Annotated in this window: 22 protein-coding genes and 2 pseudogenes; 18 read left to right on the forward strand and 6 right to left on the reverse strand. The window is 73.7% G+C overall.

The genetic code is table 11. The features are described from left to right. The first annotated feature begins 7 nt into the window (after positions 1 to 7). The 4 genes from ACWDNY_RS01080 to ACWDNY_RS01095 all read left to right on the forward strand — a co-directional run bounded on the left by ACWDNY_RS01080 (position 8) and on the right by ACWDNY_RS01095 (position 6030). Entirely contained in the window at positions 8 to 2098 is a 2091-nt protein-coding gene (locus ACWDNY_RS01080) for a prolyl oligopeptidase family serine peptidase (protein WP_451643576.1), read from the forward strand. Between the two features lie 485 nt (positions 2099 to 2583). After that, positions 2584 to 3507 (forward strand): S66 peptidase family protein, encoded by a 924-nt coding sequence (locus ACWDNY_RS01085; protein ID WP_451643577.1) that lies wholly within the window; start codon positions 2584 to 2586, stop codon positions 3505 to 3507. Between the two features lie 163 nt (positions 3508 to 3670). Continuing rightward, positions 3671 to 5452, forward strand: coding sequence for a CocE/NonD family hydrolase (locus ACWDNY_RS01090; RefSeq protein ID WP_451643578.1), 1782 nt, complete (start codon positions 3671 to 3673; stop codon positions 5450 to 5452). Between the two features lie 32 nt (positions 5453 to 5484). After that, positions 5485 to 6030 (forward strand): GNAT family N-acetyltransferase, encoded by a 546-nt coding sequence (locus ACWDNY_RS01095; RefSeq protein WP_451643579.1) that lies wholly within the window; start codon positions 5485 to 5487, stop codon positions 6028 to 6030. Here ACWDNY_RS01095 and ACWDNY_RS01100 read toward each other — a convergent pair. From ACWDNY_RS01100 to ACWDNY_RS01115, 4 genes and pseudogenes are all read right to left on the reverse strand, one after another. Beyond that, positions 6008 to 6355 (reverse strand): annotated as a pseudogene (locus ACWDNY_RS01100) (DUF6204 family protein). The gene ACWDNY_RS01095 and the pseudogene ACWDNY_RS01100 sit on opposite strands and share 23 nt — an antisense overlap. Before the next feature lie 386 nt (positions 6356 to 6741). After that, complete coding sequence (locus tag ACWDNY_RS01105; protein WP_451643580.1) at positions 6742 to 7113, reverse strand: MerR family transcriptional regulator; 372 nt, start codon at positions 7111 to 7113, stop codon at positions 6742 to 6744. Between the two features lie 29 nt (positions 7114 to 7142). Beyond that, positions 7143 to 7913, reverse strand: a complete 771-nt coding sequence (locus tag ACWDNY_RS01110; RefSeq protein ID WP_451643581.1) for an SDR family NAD(P)-dependent oxidoreductase — start codon at positions 7911 to 7913, stop codon at positions 7143 to 7145. A gap of 265 nt (positions 7914 to 8178) precedes the next feature. Then, on the reverse strand, positions 8179 to 8757 hold the full coding sequence (locus ACWDNY_RS01115) for a suppressor of fused domain protein (RefSeq protein ID WP_451643582.1): 579 nt from the start codon (positions 8755 to 8757) through the stop codon (positions 8179 to 8181). A gap of 163 nt (positions 8758 to 8920) precedes the next feature. On the opposite strand from ACWDNY_RS01115, the gene ACWDNY_RS01120 reads away from it, so the two are divergent. The 14 genes and pseudogenes from ACWDNY_RS01120 (at position 8921) to ACWDNY_RS01185 (ending at position 20692) form a co-directional block, all read left to right on the forward strand. Continuing rightward, on the forward strand, positions 8921 to 10921 hold the full coding sequence (locus ACWDNY_RS01120; protein ID WP_451643583.1) for a DUF5107 domain-containing protein: 2001 nt from the start codon (positions 8921 to 8923) through the stop codon (positions 10919 to 10921). 369 nt (positions 10922 to 11290) lie between these two features. Then, positions 11291 to 11695 (forward strand): annotated as a pseudogene (locus ACWDNY_RS01125) (FAD-dependent oxidoreductase); the annotation flags it as partial. A 527-nt stretch (positions 11696 to 12222) separates the two neighbouring features. After that, on the forward strand, positions 12223 to 14070 hold the full coding sequence (locus ACWDNY_RS01130; protein WP_451643584.1) for a transketolase: 1848 nt from the start codon (positions 12223 to 12225) through the stop codon (positions 14068 to 14070). Then, positions 14067 to 15032: a non-homologous end-joining DNA ligase gene (ligD, locus tag ACWDNY_RS01135; RefSeq protein WP_451643585.1), complete on the forward strand. Its 966-nt coding sequence runs from the start codon at positions 14067 to 14069 to the stop codon at positions 15030 to 15032. The genes ACWDNY_RS01130 and ligD overlap by 4 nt, the downstream gene beginning before the upstream one ends. A gap of 105 nt (positions 15033 to 15137) precedes the next feature. Further along, the gene (locus ACWDNY_RS01140; RefSeq protein WP_451643586.1) at positions 15138 to 15500 is read left to right on the forward strand and encodes a gas vesicle protein GvpO; all 363 of its coding nucleotides are present in this window, start codon (positions 15138 to 15140) and stop codon (positions 15498 to 15500) included. A 57-nt stretch (positions 15501 to 15557) separates the two neighbouring features. Then, the gene (locus tag ACWDNY_RS01145; protein ID WP_451643587.1) at positions 15558 to 15974 is read left to right on the forward strand and encodes a gas vesicle structural protein GvpA; all 417 of its coding nucleotides are present in this window, start codon (positions 15558 to 15560) and stop codon (positions 15972 to 15974) included. After that, positions 15971 to 16750, forward strand: coding sequence for a GvpL/GvpF family gas vesicle protein (locus ACWDNY_RS01150; RefSeq protein ID WP_451643588.1), 780 nt, complete (start codon positions 15971 to 15973; stop codon positions 16748 to 16750). Before ACWDNY_RS01145 ends, ACWDNY_RS01150 begins: the two co-directional genes overlap by 4 nt. A gap of 4 nt (positions 16751 to 16754) precedes the next feature. After that, on the forward strand, positions 16755 to 17018 hold the full coding sequence (locus tag ACWDNY_RS01155; protein WP_451643589.1) for a gas vesicle protein GvpG: 264 nt from the start codon (positions 16755 to 16757) through the stop codon (positions 17016 to 17018). Next, positions 17015 to 17653, forward strand: a complete 639-nt coding sequence (locus ACWDNY_RS01160) for a DNA primase (protein WP_451643590.1) — start codon at positions 17015 to 17017, stop codon at positions 17651 to 17653. Before ACWDNY_RS01155 ends, ACWDNY_RS01160 begins: the two co-directional genes overlap by 4 nt. Next, positions 17650 to 18927, forward strand: coding sequence for an SRPBCC family protein (locus ACWDNY_RS01165; protein WP_451643591.1), 1278 nt, complete (start codon positions 17650 to 17652; stop codon positions 18925 to 18927). The genes ACWDNY_RS01160 and ACWDNY_RS01165 overlap by 4 nt, the downstream gene beginning before the upstream one ends. Then, positions 18924 to 19265, forward strand: coding sequence for a gas vesicle protein (locus ACWDNY_RS01170; RefSeq protein ID WP_451643592.1), 342 nt, complete (start codon positions 18924 to 18926; stop codon positions 19263 to 19265). Before ACWDNY_RS01165 ends, ACWDNY_RS01170 begins: the two co-directional genes overlap by 4 nt. After that, positions 19262 to 20041, forward strand: a complete 780-nt coding sequence (locus ACWDNY_RS01175) for a GvpL/GvpF family gas vesicle protein (RefSeq protein WP_451643593.1) — start codon at positions 19262 to 19264, stop codon at positions 20039 to 20041. Before ACWDNY_RS01170 ends, ACWDNY_RS01175 begins: the two co-directional genes overlap by 4 nt. Further along, positions 20038 to 20220: a gas vesicle protein gene (locus ACWDNY_RS01180; protein WP_451643595.1), complete on the forward strand. Its 183-nt coding sequence runs from the start codon at positions 20038 to 20040 to the stop codon at positions 20218 to 20220. Before ACWDNY_RS01175 ends, ACWDNY_RS01180 begins: the two co-directional genes overlap by 4 nt. Before the next feature lie 208 nt (positions 20221 to 20428). Beyond that, entirely contained in the window at positions 20429 to 20692 is a 264-nt protein-coding gene (locus ACWDNY_RS01185) for a gas vesicle protein K (protein WP_361507168.1), read from the forward strand. 92 nt (positions 20693 to 20784) lie between these two features. Here the strand turns inward: ACWDNY_RS01185 and ACWDNY_RS01190 are convergent, their stop codons facing one another. Both ACWDNY_RS01190 and ACWDNY_RS01195 read right to left on the reverse strand, forming a co-directional pair. Further along, positions 20785 to 21606 (reverse strand): methyltransferase domain-containing protein, encoded by an 822-nt coding sequence (locus tag ACWDNY_RS01190; protein WP_451643596.1) that lies wholly within the window; start codon positions 21604 to 21606, stop codon positions 20785 to 20787. A 143-nt stretch (positions 21607 to 21749) separates the two neighbouring features. Next, complete coding sequence (locus ACWDNY_RS01195; RefSeq protein ID WP_451643597.1) at positions 21750 to 23243, reverse strand: phosphatase PAP2 family protein; 1494 nt, start codon at positions 23241 to 23243, stop codon at positions 21750 to 21752. Positions 23244 to 23517 lie beyond the last annotated feature (274 nt).

A 23517-nucleotide genomic window follows, 5' to 3' on the forward strand; every position in this document is an offset into this window, starting at 1 on the left:
GGAGAACGTGCAGACCCTGCCGTACGGTTCCTGGCCCTCACCGGTCGACGCGGCGCTCGCCGCCGGGCACGACGGGAAGCCGGAGTTCGTCGGTTTTGTCGGCGACGAGGTGTGGTGGACCGAGCCGCGCCCGGCCGAGGGCGGGCGCCGCGCGCTGGTGCGGCGCCACCACCGGGACACCGGGCCCGGGGCGGGCGGCACGGAGGAGTCCGTGCTGCCCCCGCCGTGGAACGTGCGCAGCCGCGTCATCGAGTACGGCGGCCGTCCGTGGGCCGGGTTCGTCCAGGACGGCGTCCCGGTGGTGGTGTTCGTCGACTTCGCCGACCAGCGCCTGTACCGGTACGAGCCGGGCGCCGCCGAGCCGCGGCCGCTGACCCCGCTGTCCCGGGTGGGCGGCGGACTGCGCTGGGCGGACCCGCAGGTGCGGGCCGAGCGCGGCGAGGTGTGGTGCGTGCTGGAGGAGTTCACCGGCGACCGGCCCACGGACGTGCGGCGCGTCCTGGCCGCCGTACCGCTGGACGGGTCGGCGGCCGAGGACCGCGGCGCGGTGCGCGAACTCACCGGCGACCGGCACCGGTTCCTGACCGGCCCGCGCCTGTCGCCCGACGGGCGGCGAGCGGTGTGGCTGGCCTGGGACCACCCGCGGATGCCGTGGGACGGCACGGAGCTGCTGTGCGCCGAGGTCACCGGGGACGGCTCCCTCGGCGAGCCGGAGGTCGTCGCCGGCGGTCACGACGAGGCCGTCGCCCAGGCCGAGTGGGCCCCGGACGGTTCGCTGCTGTACTCCAGCGACCGCAGCGGCTGGTGGAACCTCTACCGGGCCGGCCCGGACGGCGCCGAGCCGTTCTGCCCGCGCGAGGAGGAGTTCGGCGGAGCGCTGTGGAAGGTCGGCCAGCGCTGGTTCGCCCCGCTGGACAGCGGCCTGATCGCCGTCGTGCACGGCCGCGGCGCCGCCGCCCTCGGCATCCTCGACCCGGAGACGGGCGAGGTCGTCGACGCGGCGGGCCCCTGGACGGAGTTCGACGCGACCCTCGCGGTGCACGGCGACCGTGTCGTCGCCGTCGGGGCGAGCCCCCACAGCGCCCACGAAGTCGTCGAGCTGGACACGCGCACCGGCCGGGCCCGGGTGATCGGCGCCGCCCACGACGACCCCGTCGACCCGGCCTACTGTTCCGAACCGCGGATCCGCACCTTCACCGGGCCGGGCGGGCGGGAGATCCACGCCCATGTCCACCCGCCCCACCACCCCGAGTGCGTCGCGCCCGACGGCGAGCTGCCGCCGTACGTGGTGTGGGCGCACGGCGGGCCCACCAGCCGGACGCCGCTCGTGCGCGACCTGTCGATCGCGTACTTCACCTCGCGGGGCATCGGCGTCGCCGAGGTCAACTACGGCGGCTCGACCGGCTACGGCCGGGAGTACCGCAACCGGCTGCGGGCGCAGTGGGGCGTCGTCGACGTCGAGGACTGCGCGGCCGTCGCGCGCGCCCTCGCCGACGAGGGCACCGCCGACCGCGCCCGGCTGGCCGTCCGGGGCGGCAGCGCGGGCGGCTGGACCGCGGCCGCGTCGCTGGCGACCACCGACGTCTACGCCTGCGGCACGATCGTCTACCCCGTCCTCGACCTCACCACCTGGGGCCCCGGGTCGACGCACGACTTCGAGTCGCGGTACCTGGAGACGCTGGTGGGACCGTACGCCGAGGTGCCCGAGCGGTATGTCGAACGCTCACCCGTGGCGCACGCCGACCGGGTGACGGCGCCCTTCCTGCTGCTGCAGGGCCTGGACGACGTGATCTGCCCGCCGAGCCAGTGCGAGCGGTTCCTGGCCCGGATGGCGGGCCGGAAGGTGCCGCACGCCTATCTCACCTTCGAGGGCGAGGGGCACGGGTTCCGGCGCGCCGAGACGATGGTCCGCGCCCTGGAAGCCGAACTCTCCCTGTACGCACAGGTCTTCGGGTTCGACGCGCCGGGGGTTCCGGTGCTGGACCTGGACCTGGGCGACGGCGCCGGCGGTCCGGCGGGCGGCTCGGCGAGTGGTCCGGCCGGCGGCCCGGGGGCCGGGCGGGGCGACTTGGTGGGCGGGGCGGCCGGGGCAGGCTGACCGGGCCGTCGGGCGAGCCGGGCGGCCCGGTGGTGAGTCGTACGGACGGCGCCGGTGGGGGCTTGGTGCCGGGCGCGGACGGCCGTGGGTGGGGCGGGGCCGCGCCGGGGGGTGCCCGTCCTCGGACCGGCGCGAGTGCCGTCGGTCACCGGCGCACCGGGGTCGACGCGCCGGCCGCTGCGGGCGGGCACCCCCCGACACGTCCCCTCCGGTCCGTGGACGGCCGCGGGTGTGGTGGGCCGGCCGGTGGCGGCGTCGTGCGGTTCGGACCGCCCGGCGGGTGGAGCGGTCCGGTTCGGTCGGAGGCGGGCGGGGCCGTGCGGTTCCGACCGCCCCGGGTGCGGGGCTGTTCGGTGCTGACCGTCCCGGGGTGGGGCCGTGTGAGTCGACCTGGCCGTGGCTGGGGCGGGGGCGGGCGGTGCGGACGTTCGCCGGGCGGATACTGGAGGCCGCCCGACCGTACGTCCCACCCCGGAGCCCGCCCCGTGAAGCCACTCGTGCGTCCCGCCCGACTCGCCCCCGGCGCCCGCGTCGCCGTCGTCGCGCCCAGCGGGCCGGTGCCCGAGGAGCGGCTGCAGGCCGGGCTCGACGTGCTGCGCGGCTGGGACCTCGAACCCGTGGTGGCGCCGCACGTGCTCGACCGGCACGACGCCCTCCCGTATCTGGCGGGCACGGACGCCGACCGTGCCGCCGACCTGCAGGCCGCCTGGTGCGACCCGTCCGTCGACGCCGTGCTGTGCGCCCGCGGCGGCTACGGCGCGCAGCGGATGGCCGACCTGCTCGACTGGGAGGCGATGCGCTCCGCCGGGCCGAAGGTGCTGGTCGGATTCAGCGACGTCACCGCGCTGCACGAGGCGTTCGCCACCCGGCTCGGACTCGTCACGCTGCACGGGCCGATGGCGGCGGGCGTCGACTTCGTCAAGAACGCGCGGGCGCAGGAGCACCTGAGGGCCACGCTGTTCGCGCCGGAGACGACCCGCGTCATCGCGTCCGATGGCACCGCCCTCGTCCCGGGACGGGCGCGCGGCGTCACGCTCGGCGGGTGCGCCAGCCTGCTCGGGGCGGAACTCGGCACGCCGCACGCCCGGCGCGGCGCCCGCGGCGGGCTGCTGCTGATCGAGGACGTGGGGGAGGAGGCGTACCGCCTCGACCGCATCCTGACCCAGCTGCTGCGGGCCGGCTGGCTCGACGGCGTCGCGGGCGTCGCCCTCGGCTCCTGGCGCGACTGCGGCCCCCGCGAGCTGCTGCGCGCCCTGTTCGCCGACCGGCTGGGCGGTCTCGGCGTCCCGGTGGTCGAGGAGTTCGGGTTCGGGCACTGCGACGGCGCGCTCACCGTCCCGTTCGGGGTCACGGCCGAACTCGACGCGGACGCCTCGACCTTGACGCTGGACGAGCCCGCGCTGCGGTGACGCCCGGGCCGCCCGGCACCTTCACCGAAACTCCGTCAAGAAACCCCTGCATGTGGATTGACCCGGCATGACACGTGTCACAGCATGAATCCGGCCGGTACTTACCGGCCGGTAAGTCGGCTGCCGCAGCAGCCGGCTCGGGTGTCCTCAGTGTGGAGGTCTCGTGTCCCCTCGTGTGCCCGGAGTCCGCGCCCTGCTCGCCCTCGCCCTCGGCGGCGCGCTCACCGCCACCCTCGGACCCACCCCTCCCGCGTCCGCGGCGGGGGAGTTCACCGTCACGCCGCTGACGTTCACCGTCCGCGCCGGTGGCAGGACCTGCGCCGTGGACGCCGACCTGTACCGGCCCGCCGGGGCCGGCCGGGACCGTCCCGCGCCCGCCGTGCTCGCCACCAACGGCTTCGGCGGCAGCAAGAGCGACGGCTCGACGGACGCCATCGGCAAGGCCTTCGCCCAGCGCGGATACGTCTCCCTCGTGTACTCGGGGCTCGGCTTCGGCCGTTCGGGCTGCCTCGTGTCGCTCGACGACCCGGAGATCGACGGCACGGCCGCCTCCCGGCTGGTCGACTTCCTGGGCGGCGGACGGGCCGCCGACGACGGGACCCGGATCGACTACGTCACCCTCGACGGCGCCGGAGACCCGCGCGTCGGCATGATCGGCGGCTCCTACGGCGGCGCCATCCAGCTGGCGACGGCCGCCGTCGACCACCGTGTCGACGCGCTGGTCCCCCTCATCACCTGGCACGACCTCGCCTACTCCCTGGATCCCGACAACGCCGTCGGCAGCGGCGCGGTGCCGGGGGTCTTCAAGTGGCAGTGGACCAACGGCTTCTACCTCATCGGCGAGGGGCAGCCGCTGCTGGAGCCGAGCCTGGACCCGTCCCGCGTCAACTCGCTGGCCTGCCTGCACTTCGTGTCCCGGGCGTGCGACACCGTCCGCACCCTCAACTCCGGCCGCTACCCCGCCGACCGCACCGCCCGGATGCTCGACTACGCGCACAGTGTGTCCCCGGTGTCGTATCTGGACCGCGTCAAGGCGCCGACCCTGCTGGTCCAGGGGCAGGCCGACAGCCTGTTCAACCTGAACGAGGCGACCGCGACGTACGAGACGCTCAGGGCCCAGGGCACCCCGGCCAAGATGATCTGGCAGTCCTGGGGCCACAGCGGAGGCATGACGGACCCGGCGGCCGGCGAGCTGAACCTCGGCCAGGGCAATCTGGAGACCAGCTACGTCGGCAGACGCGTCCTCGCCTGGTTCGACCGCTATCTGCACCGGCGCGCGGCCACCGACACCGGGCCCGACTTCGCCTACTACCGGGACTGGGTCGACGACCCCCGGCACACGTACGCCACGGCCGATCAGCTCCCCGCGCTCGGGCGTACGCTGTACCTGTCCGGCGACGGCAGGCTCGTCGCCGACCGGGCCGACGTCGCACGCGGCAGCCGGACGTACACCAACTGGCTCGTGCCGACGAGCCATTCGGAGAGCTCGCTGGCCGGCGCGATCGGCCTCCCGGACCGGGCCCCCCACGACACACCCGGCACGTTCCTCGGCTGGACCAGCGAACCGCTGACGGAGTCCGTCGACGTCGTCGGCGCACCCCGCGCCACGCTCCGGGTCGTCTCCCCGGTGGCGCGGCTGACGCAGCGTTCGGCGGACGCCGCGGACAAGCTCGTCCTGTTCGCCAAGCTGTACGACGTGGCGCCGGACGGCACCCAGACGCTGGTGCACCGGCTGGTGGCGCCGGTCCGCGTGCCCGACGTGACCCGGCCCTTCACGGTCACCCTGCCGGGGATCGTGCACCGCTACGAGCCGGGTCACCGTCTGCGGTTCGTGATCGCGGGCAGCGACGACGCCTACCTGGGCAACCGGGGCGTCAAGCCGGTGACGGTCGTCAGCGCCCCCGGTGACACCGGCGTGCTCCGTCTGCCGGTGGTGCGTCCCTGACGCCCGCACCCGGCGGCGCGTAGGGTGGCCGAATGCCGCACACAGCCTCCCCCTTCCTCGCCGAGGGTCTCCGCGTGGGCGTACGCCGCATCACCCTCGCGGACGGACCCGAGTTCACCGCCCGGGTCCGCGAGAGCAAGGACCTGCACCACCCGTGGCTGTTCCTGCCCGACACCGCCGAGGCCTACGCCGCCTACGCCGGACGCCTGATCGGAACCCCCGACCGGGCCGGGTTCCTCGTCTGCGAGCGGGACAGCGGGGGCGTCGCCGGCTTCGTCAACGTGAACAACATCGTCGGGGGAGCCTTCCGGTCCGGCGCGCTGGGCTACGGGGCCTTCGCGCACGCCGCCGGCCGTGGGCTGATGCGCGAGGGCCTGGACCTCGTGGTCGGGTACGCGTTCGGGCCGCTGGGGCTGCACCGCCTGGAGATCAACGTGCAGCCCCTCAACACCGCCTCGATCGCGCTCGCCCGCAGGTGCGGGTTCCGTCTGGAGGGCTTCTCCCCGAAGATGCTCCACGTCGACGGGGCCTGGCGGGACCACCAGCGGTGGGCGATCACCGCCGAGATGCGGGCCTGAAGTCGATCTTCATGGTGTCCAGGTCCGTCACGGACGACCTGAGGCCGCGGAAGCCGCAGCCGAGCGCGCGCAGCGCCGCCTCGGCCCGGTCCTCCGCGATCGCGGCGGCCATCTCCTCGCCGTCGGCCGCGTCCGAGACGACGACGTACCGCAGCGAGAAGTGTTTCAGCGGCGACGCCTCTTAGGACAGCGACCCCTCCTCGGTGAACCGCATGCTGGTCGGCCCGTGCCGCGCCGCCTCGGCGAGCAGGCGCGCCCGTGCCTCGCCGGTCAGCGCGTCCCAGGTGCCCCGGACGATCACCCGGTAGGTGTGCCGCCCGCTCAGGTGGCTCCGCTCCTTCTCCCGGCCGCCGCCGGCCCTGGTCGGGTGTGAAGGCCCGACTGTACGGCGCGGACGCACACCGTGACGCGCCGTTTTCCGGCGGCCCGGCGGCCCGGGCGCTCCGCGAGGCCGTCGCGCGGAGCGTCGCGGAGGCCGCGGGGACCCGCACCGAGTTCACGGTGGGCCCGCGTGCGGCCCGTGGAATCCGCGCGGAACGCGTCCGGAGCGCCTGCAACCCCTGCGGAACGCGTCCGGGGGTGTGACACTGGCGACCTCACATATCCGACAGTCGCGTATTCCTCAAAGAGTGAGGGTCCGTGGTCACCGTGTGTGGCCGCCGGGGGCTTGGAGGCGCACGGTCTTCCGAACTTCTGCAGTGAGGTGGGCGGTCAGGCTACTGGCCGGATCCGGTCACTGGTTGCCTGGCGCAGTGCGGCTTGGAGGCGGTCCCGGACTGCGGTCTGGGCGGCGATGCGTTCGTCGAGGACTGCCAGTCGCTGCACTGCGACCCGGATGCCCCTGTCGGACGGCGGCGCCGCGGTTACGTCTCCGTCCAGACACGGCAGGAAGACCCGCACGTCGTCCAGGGTGAGCCCGGCGGTCAGGAGGTAGCGGATGTTGCGGACCCGCACCACCGCACGCTCGTCATAGAGGCGGTAACCATTGGGGGTCCGCTCGGAGGAGATCAACCCCGCCTGCTCGTAGTGCCGCAGCGCACGGGCGGTCGTCCCGGTCGCCTTGGCCAGCTCACCGATCTGCACCCGCTCTCCCCTCTGGGGTGCAACTCCTATCACGCCACGACCGCCCCGCCGTCGACCGGGAGTACGACCCCGGTGACAAACGACGCGGCCGGTGCGGCAAGCTGGGTGATCGCCCAGGCCACCTCCTCGGGCTGGCCGATCCGGCCCAGCGGGGTGTGTGCCAGCTGCCACTCCCGTACCGCTGCCATCCGCTCCGGTGTCAGTCCCTGGTGCTCGCCGATCGGGGTGTCGATCGCTCCGGGGGCGACCGCCGCCACTCGGATCCCGCGAGGTGCCAGCTCGACGGCCCAGCTGCGGGTCAGCGTCTCCAGCGCGGTCTTGGTCGCCGCGTAGACAGAGCTGCCCGGCCAGGCCCGCTGCCCCACCGATGTACTCACGTTGACGATCACTCCGTCGGACGCCTCCAGAGACGGCAGCGCGGCCTGGGCCAGCAGGACAGGTGCGATCAGGTTGGTGGCAACCTGCAGTCCGATCATCTCCGGCGTGAGCGCGCCGAGGGAACCGCTGCGCACGATGCCGGCATTATTGACCAGCACGTCCAACCGGCCGTGCGTCTCCAGCGCGGTCCGGACGATCAGCTCGGGCGCGCCGTCTGCGGTGATGTCGACAGCCAGCGGGGTGATGTGGCTGTGCCTGGCGGCGGTCTCGTTGAGCGGTTCGGCCCGTCGGCCGACGGCCAGGACGTGGGCGCCCTCGGCGGCGAAAGCGCGGGCGGTGGCCCGGCCGATCCCGGTGCCGGCCCCGGTGACGGCGACGACCCTGCTGATCCTGGGTGCAGTGCTGCTGTCCATGCCGGTCATCGTTGAACCCTGCCGCCAGCGGTAAGGTCAAGCGGCGCCTGGTGGGCCTGTGATTGATCAGCGGGTGTGGTCACCGGGGGCATAGTGATGTGTGGCAACCCCGACAACCTCCCTCACCTGGGACCAGGGTGCCGAGATGGCCGCCCTGCGGTGGTGACCCGCCACACAGGCCGGCTATATGGCCGGGATGGTCTTGCTGGTGCCGCTTGGCGACCGGTTCCCGCACCGCTCGTTCCTCGTCGTCCTACCGCCGGGCGCCGGAAACTCAGGCAACCGACGCCCTGAAAGGATCGGTGGGAATGATCTCTGCCTCGTCGAAGAGCTGCTCCAACGCCTCGTGCCCGTGACGCCTGCGGAACTCGATCTCGGCCGTCGTGACGGGCAGGGTCCACAGGATGCGGGCGTGACCTCCCGGAACGGAGCAGTGTTCGAGGTCGGGTCCGTGGAGACAGGGCAGGCTGATCAGCAGGTGGTCGCAGGTTGACCCCGGCACCCACGGTTCACCGATCGGCATGCTGTGCTCCAGGTCGAGCTGATGTCCTCCGCAGTGGTAGTAGGCGATCATCGCCATGAGCTCGATGAACCGCTGGTCGCGGACGTGGGCGGTCATGACGAACTCAAGGCCGTGGCCGTCCTTCTCCAGCGCGGCCCAGCACCCGGCGGTCACATAGGCCCAGCTGTCGCCGCGGGGACCCGGCCCTACGATCAGAACTCGCAGATCGGGCACCACCTCTCGCCGTTCCGGCCCGAGGCCGTAGTCGACGACCTCCACGGAGTGCCCTTCGAAGAACGCCCGGACATGTGACTCAACGGCCTCCGCGGCCAACACCCTCGCATCACTCACCGCGCGATCATCCCAACTCATTGCCCCTTTGGCGCGTATCTGGGGCACACCCCGTCCGGACCGTGCGGAACGCGCCCCGGGCCGTGCGGAACGCGTCAGGAGGACGCCTTTGCGGAACCCTGACCGGCGGTGCCTCTGGCCGGATCACCGGGTACCGGGTTCCATGGTCGTCGTGACGACGATCCGACGCGAGGTACTGACGCTGCCCGCCGCGCAGTTGGGGCCGGACAACCCCCTGCCCCCGCTGCGCCCGCTCGACGAGGTCCACGACGTCGAGGGCCAGGACGACAAGGAGATCGGGCGCCTGCCGCGGGACATGGCCCGGCAGATGCGCTGTGCGCCGCTGCGCAGCCTGCTGCCGGTCCGTGTCCGCGACGGCTACGACCGGACGCGCGAACCCCGGCAGATCGACGCGCTGGTGCTGGAGAACGACCGGCTGCGTGCCACGGTGCTTCCCGGGTTCGGCGGTCGCGTCGCCTCCCTGGTGCACAAGGCAACCGGCCGCGAACTCCTCTACCGCAACCCGGTGTTCCAGCCCGCCAACTTCGCCCTCAACGGCGCCTGGTTCTCCGGCGGCATCGAGTGGAACATCGGCGCGACCGGCCACACCACCCTCTCCTGCTCCCCCCTGCACGCCGCCCGCGTCCCGGCGCCCGGCGGCGGGGAGATGCTGCGCCTGTGGGAGTGGGAACCGCTGCGCGACCTGCCCTTCCAGATCGACCTCTGGCTGCCGGACGGCGCCGACTTCCTGTACGTCGCCGTCCGCATCCGCAATCCCCACGACCGGCCGGTGCCGACCTACTGGTGGTCCAACATCGCGGTGCCGGAGGAGCGTCGGGTGCTCGCGCCCGCGCACGAGGCGTTCCACTTCGGCTACGAGCGCCGCCTGCGCCGGGTGCCCGTCCCCTCGTACGACGGCACCGACCGGACGTACCCGCTGAACAGCACCTTCGCCGCCGACTACTTCTACGACCTGCCCGAGGGGCGGCGGCCCTGGATCGCCGCGCTCGACGACGGCGGCGACGGCCTGGTGCAGACGTCGACCGACGTGCTGCGCGGCCGCAAGCTGTTCGTGTGGGGCGCCGGCCCCGGCGGGCGGCGCTGGCAGGAGTGGCTGACGGAACCCGGCACCGGCGGCTACTGCGAGATCCAGGCCGGACTCGCCCGCACCCAGCTGGAGCACGTCCCGCTGGAGGCGGAGAGCGAGGTCGCGTGGCTGGAGGCGTACGGGCCGCTGAGCGCTCCGTCGCCGGCGGGGGAGTGGGACGCCGTCCTGCGGCGCACCGAGGAGCGACTCGACGCCGCCCTGCCGCGCACCGTCGTCGACGCCGCGTACGAGGCGTGGCGGCCGTACGCCGACGCCGAACCGGACGAGATGCTCGCCACCGGCTCCGGCCGGGGCGCACTCGAAGTGCTGCGCGCCGGCTGGAAGCTGCCGGGCACGCCGTTCGCCGAGTCCACCCTCGGCGAAGCGGAGGAGCCCTGGCGGGAACTGCTGCGCTCGGGGTCCTTCCCGCAGCCGCGTGAGGTGCGGCCGCCGGGTCCGACCCTGGTCGCCCCGCACTGGCGGGACATGCTGGAGACGGCTCCCGCCACCCCGCTGACGGAGTACCACCTCGGTGTCGCGCAGTGGCACGCCGGAGACCGGGCGCAGGCGGTGCGCAGCTGGGAGCGGGCCCTCGCGTCGCCGTCCGCGCCCGCGTCGCCGGGGTGGCCGCTGCTGCGCTGTCTCGCCGTCGCCGACGAGGAGGGCGGACACCACGAGCGGGCCGCCGACCGGTACGCCGAGGCCTTCGACGGCCTGTGCCGGGAACGGCGCGACGACGACCCGTCGTGGGCGGCGGCCACCGCCGCGCTGGGCCGGGAGACGATCGAGGCGCTGCTGCGGGCCGGCCGTGCGGCACCGGCGCGGGGCGTGTGGGAGCGGCTGCCCGCCACCACCAGGGAGCGGGGCCGGTTCCGGCTGCTGGAGGCGGAGCTGCTGCTCGCCGAGGGCCGCCGGGAGGACGCCCGGGCCGTCTTCGAGGAGGGCTTCGAGGTCGCCGACCTGCGCGAGGGCGACGAGCGGCTCGGGCAGGTGTGGGAGCGGACCGGGGCCGGGGAACTTCCGGGGCGCTACGACTTCCGGATGCGCCCCGGCCCCGTGCGGTCCTCCCCGTCCTGACCCGGCGGGCTGCGGCCGGGTCAGGACGGGGTCCTGGCGGGTCCTGGCGGGTCCTGGCGGCGGGTGGCCGGCGGGGGACGGACCGCCGTGGTCCCACGCACCCGGCGCCGTCACACCCGCGGTTACGGCAGCCGGGGTGCGGCGCGGCGACGCCGGGACGGTGGTCGCCGCGACGGCCGTCGTGACGGTCGCTGCGGCAGGGGAGGTGTCCGTCCGGTGCCGCGCGTCGTCCCTCCGCGCGTCCGGTCGGCCCGGCCGCGGGAGCCGCCCGGCGGGCGTGCCGGGTGGGCGCGGCGGACGTTTGGGGGCCCCGCCCGGGGGGACGCGGAAGGTTCCGTACGAACTCCGCGACAGCGCCGGAGGGGAACCGTGAGTCGACCCCGTATCGTGATCGTCGGTGCCGGCTTCGCCGGATACCGGACGGCTCGAGTGCTGTCCCGGACGGCCCGCGGCAGGGCCGACGTCGTCCTGCTGAACCCGACGGACTACTTCCTGTACCTGCCCCTGCTGCCCCAGGTGGCGGCGGGCATCCTGGAACCGCGCCGCGTCACCGTGTCCCTCTCCGGCACCCTGCGCCACGTGCGCCTGGTCCTCGGCGAAGCCGATCGCGTCGATCTGGACGCCCGCTCGGTGCACTACACCGACCCCGAGGGCAACGAGGGCACGCTGGGCTACGACCGGCTCGTGCTCGCCGCGGGCGAGCCGGCGTGGTCGCCGCTCCGGCCCGCAGCGCAGGAGCACGCCGGCGCCGGCGGCGCGGGTGGCGCGCCCGAACCGGCGGGGAACCGGACCGGCGCGCGACCGGGGAGGACAGAGCCCAGCCCGGAGCCGCCCAGGAACCAGCCGGGCGGCGAGTCCGCGGAGAACCGGTCCGGCACGCGGCCGGCGAGGACACAGGTCGGTGCGGAACCGGCGAGGAACCAGCCCGGCGGGGAACCGGCCAGGAACCAGCCCGGCGGCGAGCCCGCGAAGAATCAGCCGGGTGGCGAGCCCGCGAAGACCCGGCCTGGCGCGCAACCGACGGGCGACCAGCCCGGCAGGGATCCGGCAAGGGACCGGCCGGGCGGTGAGTCCGCCGGCAATCAGCCCGCCGGGAAGCGGCCCGGCGTGGAGCCGCCGGCCGGCCGCCCGCCCGGCGAGGTGCCGCCCGGTGAGAAGCCCCCCGTTGAGGCGCCGCCCGTCGAGGCGCACCGAGGCCGGCGCCTCTCCCCCGGGCCGGTCGACCGCGACGACCTGCCGATGGACCCCCCGGTGGACACACCGGCGGAAACCGCAGCGGGAATCCCCGCGAAAGGAGATCCATGAACACCGACGAACTCGCCGAACTCGGGCAGCAGTTGCGCGTCGACAGCGTGCGGGCCGCCGCCGAGGCGGGCTCCGGGCACCCGACGTCGTCCATGTCCGCCGCGGACCTGGTGGCCGTCCTGCTCGCCCATCACTTCCGCTACGACTTCGAGCGCCCCGACCACCCGGGCAACGACCGGTTCGTGCTGTCCAAGGGGCACGCCTCGCCCCTGCTGTACTCAGCCTTCAAGGCGGCCGGCGCCATCGACGACGAGGAACTGCTCACCTTCCGCAAGCTGGGCAGCCGACTCGAAGGGCATCCGACGCCGCAGCGGCTGCCGTGGGTGGAGACCGCCACCGGCTCGCTCGGGCAGGGACTGCCGATCGGCGTCGGCATGGCGCTGGCCGGCAAGCGGCTGGAGCGCGCCGGGTACCGGGTATGGGTACTGTGCGGCGACAGCGAACTCGCCGAGGGCTCCATCTGGGAGGCCGCCGAGCACGCCGGTCACGAGCAGCTCGACAACCTCGTCCTGATCGTCGACGTCAACCGGCTCGGCCAGCGTGGCCCCACCCGGCACGGGCACGACCTCGACGCCTACGCCCGCCGCTTCCGCGCCTTCGACTGGCACACCGTCGAGATCGACGGGCACGACCTGGAAGCGATCGACCGGGCCTACGGCGAGGCGCTGTCCACCGCGGGGCAGCCCACCGCGGTCATCGCCCGCACCGTCAAGGGCAAGGGCGTCGCCGACATCGAGGACCGCGAGGGCCTGCACGGCAAGCCGCTGAAGAACGCCGACGAGGCGATCGAGGAACTCGGCGGCGTCCGCGACCTGCGCGTACGGGTGAGCGAGCCGGCCTCCGTCCGGCCGCCGCAGACCGTGGGCGACAGCGACCTCGAACTGCCCCGCTGGGAGAAGGGCGAGGAGGTCGCGACGCGCGACGCGTTCGGCCGGGCGCTCGCCGCGCTCGGCACCGCGCGCGGCGACGTCGTCGTGCTCGACGGCGAGGTCGGCGACTCCACCCGCGCGGAGTTCTTCGCCAAGGAGCACCCCGACCGGTACTTCGAGTGCTACATCGCCGAGCAGCAGATGGTCGCGGCCGCCGTCGGAATGGCCCGGCGCGGCTGGGTGCCCTACGCCTCCACGTTCGCCGCCTTCCTCACGCGCGCCCACGACTTCGTGCGCATGGCCTCCATCAGCGGTTCCGGCATCAACCTCAACGGCTCCCACGCGGGTGTCTCCATCGGGCAGGACGGGCCCTCGCAGATGGGCCTGGAGGACCTGGCGATGATGCGCGCGATCCACGGCTCGACCGTGCTGTACCCGTGCGACGCCAACCAGACGGCGAAGCTGGTCGCCCAGACTGCGGGCCTGGCCGGCGTCCGGTATCTGCGCACCTCCCGCGGGGGCAGCAAGGTGATCTACGGACCGGACGAGGAGTTCCCGGTCGGCGGCAGCAAGGTGCTGCGGTCCACCGACCGTGACCGGCTGACGATCGCCGCCGCGGGCGTCACCGTGTACGAGGCGCTGGCGGCCGCCGACACCCTGGAGCAGGAGGGCATCCCGGTCCGGGTGATCGACCTGTACTCCGTCAAGCCCGTCGACCGCGACACGCTGCGCCAGGCCGCCGACCAGACCGGCTGCCTGCTCACCGTCGAGGACCACCGCGCGGAGGGCGGCCTCGGGGACGCCGTGCTCGACGCGTTCAGCGACGGGCGCCCGGTGCCCCGCCTGGTCCGGCTCGCCGTCGGCACGATGCCCGGCTCGGCCTCGCCCGCCGAGCAGTTGCACGCCGCGGGCATCGACGCCGAGTCGATCGCGGCGTCCGCGCGGCTGCTGGTCGAGCAGGCGATCGTCCCGTGAGCGGGGAGACGCGCACCGTGCGGGCCGGCCGCCGCACGGTCCAGGTGCACCGGCCGGACAAGGTGCTCTTTCCCGGGCGTGACAGCGACGGCGGCGGCGCGAAGGAGTACACCAAGGCGGACCTCGTCGACTACTACCGGGCTGTCGCGCCGTTCATGCTGCCGCACCTGCGCGGCCGCCCGCTGATGCTCCAGCGCCACCCCGACGGCCTCGACGGACCGAGGTTCATGCAGAAGAACGCCCCGGAGAGCTACCCCGGCTGGATCACCCGGGCCGAGGTCGCCAAGGAGGGCGGCACCGTCACGCACGTCGTGTGCGACGACACCGCCACCCTTGTCCACCTCGCCGACCAGGCCTGCCTCACCCTCCACCGGTGGCTGTCCCGGGTCGGCCGGATCGAGCGGCCGGACCGCATGGTCTTCGACCTCGACCCCGCCTGGGAGGCCGGTCCCTCCGGCACCGCGCCGGGGGAGGACTTCGCGCCGGTGCGCGAGACCGCCCGGGAGCTGCGGGAGCTGCTGGACCGGCTGGGGCTGCCCTCGGCGCCGATGACGACGGGCTCGCGCGGTCTGCACGTCGTGGTCGCCCTCGACGGACGTCATGACTTCGACGACGTGCGCGCGTTCGCCCGGGACGTCGCCGAGGTCCTCGCCGCCGCCCACCCGGACCGGCTCACCACGGCGGCCCGCAAGAGCGAGCGCGGCGACCGGCTCTACCTCGACGTGCAGCGCAACGGGTACGCCCAGACCGCGGTGGCCCCCTACACGGTCCGCGCCCTGCCCGGCGCGCCCGTCGCCGTGCCCGTCACCTGGGACCAGCTCGACGGCGCGGACATCGGGGCCCGGCGGTGGACCCTGGCCGACGCCGTCGACCAGGCCCGCACGGACCCCTGGGCCGGCCTGCTCGGCCGGGGCCGCTCCCTGAACCCGGCGCGACGCCGCCTGGACGCTTTCCGTGGCTAATACACATACCGGCCCTGCGCAGGTGGAACGCCCAACGGAGGGGACCTCTGCGCCCGTGAAGGTTTGGCCAACGGACTCGCGGCCACACGGAAGAAAGAGGTGGCCATGACGAACACGAACAACACACAAGACTCGCAGGATTCACAGAAGCCACAACAATCTCAGGAGTCAGAGGCAACAGCGGATCAGCGTGCGGCCCGTCCGAGGCCGATGGAGGTGCTGCGCGAGGCGCGCGCCCAGCTCGCCGAACTCACCGGCATGACCGCGGAGTCCGTCTCCTCGTTCGAGCAGACCGAGGACGGATGGTCGCTCGAGGTGGAGGTCCTGGAACTCGAGCGGGTCCCGGAGACGATGAGCCTGATGGCGAGCTACCTGGTCGAGCTCGACCCCGAGGGGCAGCTGACCGGCTACCGGCGCCTCCGCCGTTACGAACGCGGGCGGGCCGACGCACGGTCCGGCGGCCGGTAGGCCGCACCCGCGACGACATTCGCAGTCCATTCCCACAGACAAGGAGGCGCGGTCGGCATGACCGTTGTCCCGGCACAGCAGAGCGGCGGCGGAGGCGGCAGCAGCGGCCTCTACGACGTACTCGAACTCGTCCTCGACAGGGGGCTTGTCATCGACGCGTTCGTCAGGGTCTCCCTGGTCGGCATCGAAATCCTGAAGATCGACGTCCGTGTCGTCGTCGCCAGCGTCGACACCTATCTGCGCTTCGCGGAGGCATGCAACCGGCTCGACCTGGAGGCCGGGCCGCGCAAGAGCCCGGGCCTGCCGGAGATCGTCGGCGAGGTCACCGAGTCCGGTGCGCGCGGCAAGTCCAAGGGAGCCCTGTCCGGCGCCGCCGAGACCATCTCGGACGCGTTCAAGCAGGCCCGTGAAGAGGGCGAGAGCAGGCCGAGGGCCCGCAAGACCGCCGCCCGCCGGAAGGAGGAGGACGAGTGAGCACATACGTCTACGGCATCACGGCCGCGTCGCACCCCGCGCTGCCGGACGGCATGGAGGGCGTCGGAGAGCCGCCGCGCCCCGTGCGCGTGCTGCGCGAGGGCGAGCTGGCGGCGATCGTCAGCGATGCGCCGGAGGGGCTGCGCCCCAAGCGCAGGGACCTGCTCGCCCACCAGAACGTGCTGGGTGAGGCGGGAGCGGCGGGCTGCGTCCTGCCCATGCGGTTCGGCAGTGTCGCCCCGGACGACGCCGCCGTCACCGGCGTGCTGGCCGAGCGCGCGGACCACTACGCCGAGCGCCTGCAGGCCCTGGACGGCAAGGTCGAGTACAACGTCAAGGGCAGTCACATCGAAGAGGCCGTGCTGCACCGCGTGATGGCCGAGAACGCCGAGGTCCGGGCACAGGCGGAAGCCAACCGGCAGGCCGGCGGCGGCAGTTACGACCAGAAGATCCGGCTCGGCGAGATGGTCGCCGGCGCGGTCAAGGCCCGCGAGGGAGAGGACGCCGCGGAGGTGATCCGGGCGCTGGAGCCCGCGGCCGCCGCGATGAGCTCCGGTCCCGAGTCCACGGGCTGGCTGGTCAACGCCTCCTTCCTGGTCGACCGGAACACGGCGGAGGACTTCCTGGGTGCCGTGGAGGACGCCCGCAAGGCACTGCCGCACGTAGAACTGCGCGTCAACGGACCGCTGCCGCCGTACAGCTTCGTCGAGCCCGGCCCCGCCGAGCCCGCCGAGTCCGCGGCGACCCCGGCCGGAGCGGACGCGGGAGCGGAGTAAGGCGATGGGACTGATCTCGGAGGTGCTGCTGCTGCCGTTCGCACCGGCACGCGGCAGCGCCTGGGCGATCAGGAAGGTGCTCCAGGAAGCGGAGCGCCTGTACTACGACCCGGCCGCGGTACGGGCCGAACTCGCCCAGCTGGAGGAGCAGCTGGAGGCGGGCGAGATCAGTGACGAGGAGTTCGACCGCCGGGAGGACGAGCTCCTGGACCGCCTGGAGGTCGGCATGCGCGGTGGCGCGGGAACAGGTGAGGGGACAGCGCGATGAATCGAACGGCACTCGGCCTCGCGGTAGGGGCCGGATACCTTCTGGGACGTACCAAAAAAGCGAAACTCGCCCTCGCCGTCGGAAGTCTGGTGGCCGGCAAGAAGCTGAACCTGGGCCCCAAGGGCATCGCCGAGCTGGTGAACCAGCAGCTGCAGAACAACCCGCAGTTCAAGGAGATCAGCGACCAGCTGACGCAGGAGCTGCGGGGCGTCGGCAAGGCGGCGTCGGGTGCGATGGTGGAGCGGCAGATCAGTTCGCTCGCCGACCGGCTGCACGGCCGCACCGCCCAGGTGCGCGACCAGCTCGCGGGCGGCGGGAAGGCCGCCGAGGCGGACGGGCCGGGTGCCGAGGAGCCCGAGGGCGACGAGGTCGAGGACGAGTACGAGGACCGGGAGGGCCGCGAGGCGCAGGAGCCGGACGGTGAGTCCGAGGGCGAGCCGAGGAAGCGGAAGCCCGAAGGCCGTGAGACGGCCGCGAAGGCGCGGCCGAAGGCGGCGAAGCAGAGCCCCGCCAGGAAGACGGCGGCGAAGAAGACCACGGCCGCGGGGAAGACGGCGGCGAAGAAGACGGCCTCGGCCGGCGACGCCGCGCGCGGTGCCCGCCCCCGGCTGCCGAAGGGTGGCGGTGAGCGATGACCGAAGCACTGCGATCGGTGAAGTCCACCGCCGGCAAGGAGTCCAAGGACAACCCGCTGTCCGGCCTGGCCCACAGCGAGGCCGTGGACCGGCTGAAGTCGGAGGTGCAGGACTTCCTCGCCGCCCAGGCCCAACGCATGCTGACCGGGGTGGGCCGCAAGCTGGGCGCGACCACGCTCAAGCTCAGCGACATCGCCGAGGGCAAGAGCCCGGGCTTCGCCAAGATGGCACTCGAGGGCGGCCGCAAGCTCGCCGAGGGCAAGGGGCCGGTGCGCTCCGTGCTCGAACTCGGTGCCTCGAAAGCGAAGGACAACGTCGTGGGCGCGCTGAAGAACCTCGGGGGCGGCAAGGGCAAGGGCAAGAAGCGCGCCGGCAACAAGCCCACCGTCATCATCGAGTCCCTCGACGTCGGCGTGCCGGTGCGCACCGCCTACGACCAGTGGACCCAGTTCCAGGACTTCAGCATCTTCGCCAAGGGCGTCAAGAGCGCGAGCCGCATCGACGACACGACCTCGGACTGGAAGGGCAAGATCTGGTGGTCCAACCGTAGCTGGAAGGGCCTGACCGTCGAGCAGATCCCCGACTACAAGATCCAGTGGTCGTCGGAGGCCGCCAAGGGCACCCACAGGGGCGTCGTCACCTTCCACCGGCTCGACGACAACGGCACCCGCATCCTGCTGGTCATGGAGTACTTCCCCAGCGGCTTCTTCGAGAAGACCGCCAACCTCTGGCGTGCCCAGGGCCGCCGGGTCCGCCTGGACTTCAAGAACTTCGACCGCTACATCAGCCTCAAGGGAGAGGCGGAGGACGGCTGGCGCGGCGAAATCCGGGACGGTGAGGTCGTCCGCACCCACGAGGAGGCGCTCGAGGAGGAGCAGCGGGCCGAGCAGGAGGGCGAGGAGCCCGAGGGCGCCGAGGAGGCTGCCGAGGCCGAGGAGGGCGCTGAGGAGGAGCCCACCGAGGAAGAGCAGGCTCCGGAGGAGGGCGCCGAGGAAGAGCCCGAAGGGGAGTACGAGGAGGACGAGGAGGGCGCCGAGGAGGAGCCCGAAGGGGAGTACGAGGAGGAGGAGGCTCCCGAGGAGGGCGGCGAGGAAGAGCCGGAAGGGGAGTACGAGGACGAGGAGGCTCCCGAGGAGGGCGGCGAGGAAGAGCCGGAAGGGGAGTACGAGGACGAGGAGGCCCCTGAGGAGGGCGGCGAGGAGGAGCCCGAAGGGGAGTACGAGGACGAGGAGGAAGGCGAGCCCGGGCCCGCCGAAGGTGGGAGCCGCCGATGACGACCCCGAGCCGGCTGCCCGACCCCTACGGCCCGAGCAGCGGCGCCAACCTTGCCGACATCCTCGAACGGGTGCTCGACAAAGGCATCGTCATCGCTGGTGACATCCGCATCAACCTGCTCGACATCGAACTCCTCACCATCAAGCTCCGACTCGTCGTGGCCTCCGTGGACAAGGCGAAGGAGATGGGTATCGACTGGTGGGAGAGTGATCCGGCACTCTCCTCGCGAGCCCGCCGCGACGAGCTCGCGCGGGAGAACGCCGAGCTCCGGGAGCGGCTGGCGCGCCTGGAGGAACTGGAGCTGGACAGGGGCCGTGCCCAGAAGGAGAACCCATGACCGGACTGCGGTACGTCTACGCCGTCTGCCGTCCCTTCGGCACGCCTCTCCAGGCCGAGCTGACGGGCGTGGCGGGCAAGCCGGCCAAGCTGCTTCCCCACCACGACCTGGTGGCCGTGGTGAGCGAGGTGCCGGAGGCCGACTTCGCCGAGGAGCCGCTGCGGGCCCATCTGGAGGATCTCGACTGGCTCGCCGCGACCGCCCGCGGCCACCAGAGCGTGATCGACGCGCTCACCGTCGTCACCACGCCGCTGCCGCTGCGCCTGGGCACCGTCTTCCGTGACGACAGCGGCGTGCGCACCATGATGGAGGCTCGCGAGGACCACTTCCTGCACACCCTGCACCGGCTTGAGGGCCGCGTCGAGTGGGGTGTCAAGGTCTACCTCGAGACCGAGCAGCCGGAGAGCGCGCAGCCCGCGCCGGCCCCCAAGGCCGCGTCCGGCCGGGACTACCTGCGGCAGCGGCGGCAGCAGACGAGGGCGCACGAGGATCTGTGGCAGCGGGCCGAGACGTTCGCGACCCGGCTGCACGAGACGCTGTCCTCCCTGGCGGAGGACACGCGGCTGCACACGCCGCAGAACGCCGTCCTGTCCGGCTCCTCGGGGCGGAACGTGCTGAACGCGGCCTATCTGGTGCCGCGCGCCGGGTCCGAGGAGTTCGTCGAACGCGTGGACCGCACCAAGGACGACGTCCCCGGGCTGCGGGTGGAACTCACCGGTCCCTGGGCGGCCTACTCGTTCGCCCAGGACACCGCGGAGGAGGGGACGGGTTCGTGACCGTCGTGGAACGCCGCGAGATCGCCCTGGTCGATCTGCTCGACCGGCTGCTGGCCGGCGGAGTGGTGATCACCGGGGACGTGACGCTGCGCATCGCGGACGTCGACCTGGTCCGCATCGACCTGAACGCGTTGATCAGCTCGGTCAACGAGCAAGTGCCCTCACCGTTTGGAGACTGACGTGACATCGCCGACCGGGCCGTCCCCGGCCGAGCCGTCGCCAACCGGACCATCGCCAACCGGACCACCGCCGGCCGAGCAGTCGCCGGCCGATTCGTCGTCGGCTGAGGGGTCGTCGGCCGATTCGTCGCCGAGGGAGCCGTCGCCGGCTGATTCGTCGTCGGCTGAGCGGTCCCCTGCCGGGTCGTCGCCGGCCAGGCGGAAGCGGCTGGATCTCGAACCGGACACGGTCGAGCGCGACCTCGTCAAGCTCGTGCTGACCGTCGTCGAACTGCTGCGCCAACTCATGGAGCGGCAGGCGCTGCGCCGCTTCGACGAGGGCGACCTGAGCGAGGAGCAGGAGGAACGGATCGGGCTGACGCTCATGCTCCTGGAGGACCGCATGGGCGAGCTGCGCGACCGCTACGGACTGCGGCCCGAGGACCTGAACCTGGACCTCGGGCCCCTGGGGCCCCTGCTGCCCCGGCAGTGACGGGTTCCGTGGCGGTGGCGTTCCCGCGCCGCCGCCACGGCAGCCGTGCCCCGGCCGGGAAAGCCGGGATCATGTGCGGCCCGCGCGGCCGGTCAGGAGTCCTTGCGGCAGAGAATCTCCCCGTGCAGCACGGCGAACCAGCCGTCCTCCCTCTTCCCCCACTCCCGCCAGGCCTCCGCCACGGCGCGCAGCCGCCCGGGGGTCGCGTGGCCGCCGTCCACGGCGCGGTCCGCGTACGCCGAGGCCAGGGTGCGCTCCGCCCACAGACCGCTCCACCACTCCCGCTCGGCTGCGGTGGCGAAGGTCCATGTGCTCGACGTGGCCGTGACGTCCGTGAAGCCCGCCCGCGCCGCCCAGGAACGCAGCCGGCGTCCCGCGTCCGGCTCGCCGCCGTTGGCGCGGGCCACCCGCTCGTACAGCTCCAGCCAGTCGTCCATCCCTGGTACCTCCGGATACCAGGTCATCGCCCCGTAGTCCGCGTCGCGCACGGCCACGTACCCGCCCGGTCTCGTGACCCGCCGCATCTCGCGCAGTGCCGCCACGGGATCGCCCACGTGCTGCAGCACCTGGTGGGCGTGGACCACGCAGAAGTGGTCGTCGGGGTAGGGCAGGGCGTGCACGTCGGCGACCGCGAAGCCGACGTTGGACAGTCCCCGCCCGGCGGCCGTGGCGCCGGCCCGCTCCAGGATCGCCGGCGCCCGGTCCACGCCGGTGACGTGCCCGTCGGGTACCAGTTCCGCCAGGTCGGCGGTGATGGTGCCGGGGCCGCAGCCCACGTCCAGGACCCTCATGTGGGGCCTGAGCGAGCCGAGGAGGTACGCCGCCGAGTTGGCGGCGGTGCGCCACATGTGCGAACGCAGCACGGACTCGTGGTGGCCGTGTGTGTAGACGGCCGTCTCCCGCGGCTCAGGCATGGCCTTGCCCCTCTCGTCGTACCGGTCCCCGCCGGGCCCGTCGGCCCGGGGCCCGGGCCCCACGGCCCGGGCCGGCGCGGATCACGGTACGCGCGCATGCCGCATGATGAGACCGACGTCCCACTAAGTGGACTGATTGTTGGTCAGGTGCGGGGGAGGGGGCGGTACACCGGCAGGGCCCCGGGCAGCTTCTCCAGCCACACCTCGTCATCGACCTCCATGACCTCGCCGTCGTAGGCGAGCAGCGTGCCGGGGGCGACACCCGTCAGATGCAGCCGGTGCACCTGCACCCCCGCGTGGGCGGGGGAGCGGGTCAGCGGGCCGGCGAGAGCGGCGGCGAGCAGCCGCAGCGCGGGCCGGCGACCGCCGTGCACCACGCGCACGTCGAGCACACCGTCCGCCAGGTCCTGCCGGCGGCCCGGCGCCAGGCCCATCCGGTGGTAGGTGCCGTTGCCGGCGAACAGCAGCCACAGCGGACGGCGCCGGCCCTCGAACTCGGCCTCCAGGGGATGGCGGTCCGCACGCAGCACCCGCAGCGCCGCCAGCACGCCGGCGGGCCACCCGCCGATCCGCTTCGACCAGTGCTCCCGCTCGCGCACCAGCTCCGGGTACACGCCCAGGCTGAAGGTGTTCAGGAAGATGCCCCGCTTGTGCCCGGAGGAGAAGCGGCCCACGTCGGTGCGCATACCCTCGCCCCGCTCCAGGGCCCGGGACAGGTCCCGCACGTCCTCCACGCCGAGGTCGTACGCGAAGTGGTTGAGGGTCCCGCCGGGCAGCACGGCGAGCGGCAGTCCGTGCCGCAGGGCGACCTCGGCGGCCGCGTTCACGGTGCCGTCACCGCCGCACACCCCGAGCACCCGGGCCCGGCCGGCCGCCTTCTCCAGCTCCGCCCCGACGTCCTCCGGCGCGCACTCCACGACCTCCGCCTCCGGCAGCGCGTCCCGCAGCGCCTGGGCCCGGTCCGCGGTGCCCGACGCGGTGTTCGCGACGACGACCAGGCCGTCGCCCCCGGGCAGCGCCGGCAGGTGGGCGCGCGGCCGGGCCGGCGGGACGATCTGCCCGCGCGTGGGCACCAGGCCCCGGACGGCGAACGCGGCGCTCGCGCCCAGGGCCGCGCCCGCCAGGACGTCGCTCGGGAAGTGGACACCGGTGTACACGCGGGAAGCCACCACCGACAGGGCCAGCGGGGCCACCGCCGCGCCCCACGCCGGGGACTCCAGGGCGACGCCGGTCGCGAAGGCGGCCGCGGACGCCGAGTGACCCGAGGGGAAGGACGTCGTGATCGGCTGCTGCTTCAGCCGGCGCATCAGCGGCACCGGGTCCAGCGCCGGGCGGGGACGGCGCACCGAGCGCTTGCCGAGCGTGTTGATGGTCAGGGAGGCCAGGCCCAGCGAGGCCAGGCCGCGGACGGCGGCGCGGCGGGCCCGCGGCGTGCGGCTCGCCGCCATGGCGGCCGCCACGGCGAGCCACAGCACGCCGTGGTCGGCGCTGCGGCTCAGCCGCGGCAGGACGGGCTCGGCGCCGGGCCAGCGCCACGAGGCCGCGGCCTCGAACAGGCGGCTGTCCAGGGCCAGCGCCCGCTTCAGCACGGAGTGCGCGCCGGTCATCGGGGCGGTGAGGTCGAGGTCTGGGCTCATACAGAGACCGTTACCCTCAAGTCGCTCTCCCTTGTCCGCGCGAACGGCGCCGACCCCGCTGGGCCGCCCCCCGGACGCGGCTGCCCCTCGTGGCCGCGGCCGGATCCCGCCCCCGCCCCGCTCGACACGGCCGCCGGGACCGGGCCCCGACCCGCCCGGCCGGCGGCGGGCCGCCGCGTCGCCTCCGGCCCGGACGTGACGACCTGGGTGGCGCCAGTCCGGCGCGGGGCGCGGTCGTCACGTCCGGAGGAGGGCGGCCCGGCCGGACGGCCAC

The organism is Streptomyces sp. NPDC003697, assembly GCF_053587115.1.

Excerpts from the sequence above, each read along its gene's own strand:
- ACWDNY_RS01195 (WP_451643597.1), bottom strand. The coding sequence starts at position 23,243 with ATGAGCCCAGACCTCGACCTCACCGCCCCGATGACCGGCGCGCACTCC.
- ACWDNY_RS01120 (WP_451643583.1), top strand. The coding sequence starts at position 8,921 with ATGGTCGTCGTGACGACGATCCGACGCGAGGTACTGACGCTGCCCGCC.
- ACWDNY_RS01155 (WP_451643589.1), top strand. The coding sequence starts at position 16,755 with ATGGGACTGATCTCGGAGGTGCTGCTGCTGCCGTTCGCACCGGCACGC.
- ACWDNY_RS01095 (WP_451643579.1), top strand. The coding sequence starts at position 5,485 with ATGCCGCACACAGCCTCCCCCTTCCTCGCCGAGGGTCTCCGCGTGGGC.
- ACWDNY_RS01140 (WP_451643586.1), top strand. The coding sequence starts at position 15,138 with ATGACGAACACGAACAACACACAAGACTCGCAGGATTCACAGAAGCCA.
- ACWDNY_RS01190 (WP_451643596.1), bottom strand. The coding sequence starts at position 21,606 with ATGCCTGAGCCGCGGGAGACGGCCGTCTACACACACGGCCACCACGAG.
- ACWDNY_RS01145 (WP_451643587.1), top strand. The coding sequence starts at position 15,558 with ATGACCGTTGTCCCGGCACAGCAGAGCGGCGGCGGAGGCGGCAGCAGC.
- ACWDNY_RS01175 (WP_451643593.1), top strand. The coding sequence starts at position 19,262 with ATGACCGGACTGCGGTACGTCTACGCCGTCTGCCGTCCCTTCGGCACG.
- ACWDNY_RS01160 (WP_451643590.1), top strand. The coding sequence starts at position 17,015 with ATGAATCGAACGGCACTCGGCCTCGCGGTAGGGGCCGGATACCTTCTG.
- ACWDNY_RS01165 (WP_451643591.1), top strand. The coding sequence starts at position 17,650 with ATGACCGAAGCACTGCGATCGGTGAAGTCCACCGCCGGCAAGGAGTCC.
- ACWDNY_RS01110 (WP_451643581.1), bottom strand. The coding sequence starts at position 7,913 with ATGACCGGCATGGACAGCAGCACTGCACCCAGGATCAGCAGGGTCGTC.
- ACWDNY_RS01170 (WP_451643592.1), top strand. The coding sequence starts at position 18,924 with ATGACGACCCCGAGCCGGCTGCCCGACCCCTACGGCCCGAGCAGCGGC.
- ACWDNY_RS01130 (WP_451643584.1), top strand. The coding sequence starts at position 12,223 with ATGAACACCGACGAACTCGCCGAACTCGGGCAGCAGTTGCGCGTCGAC.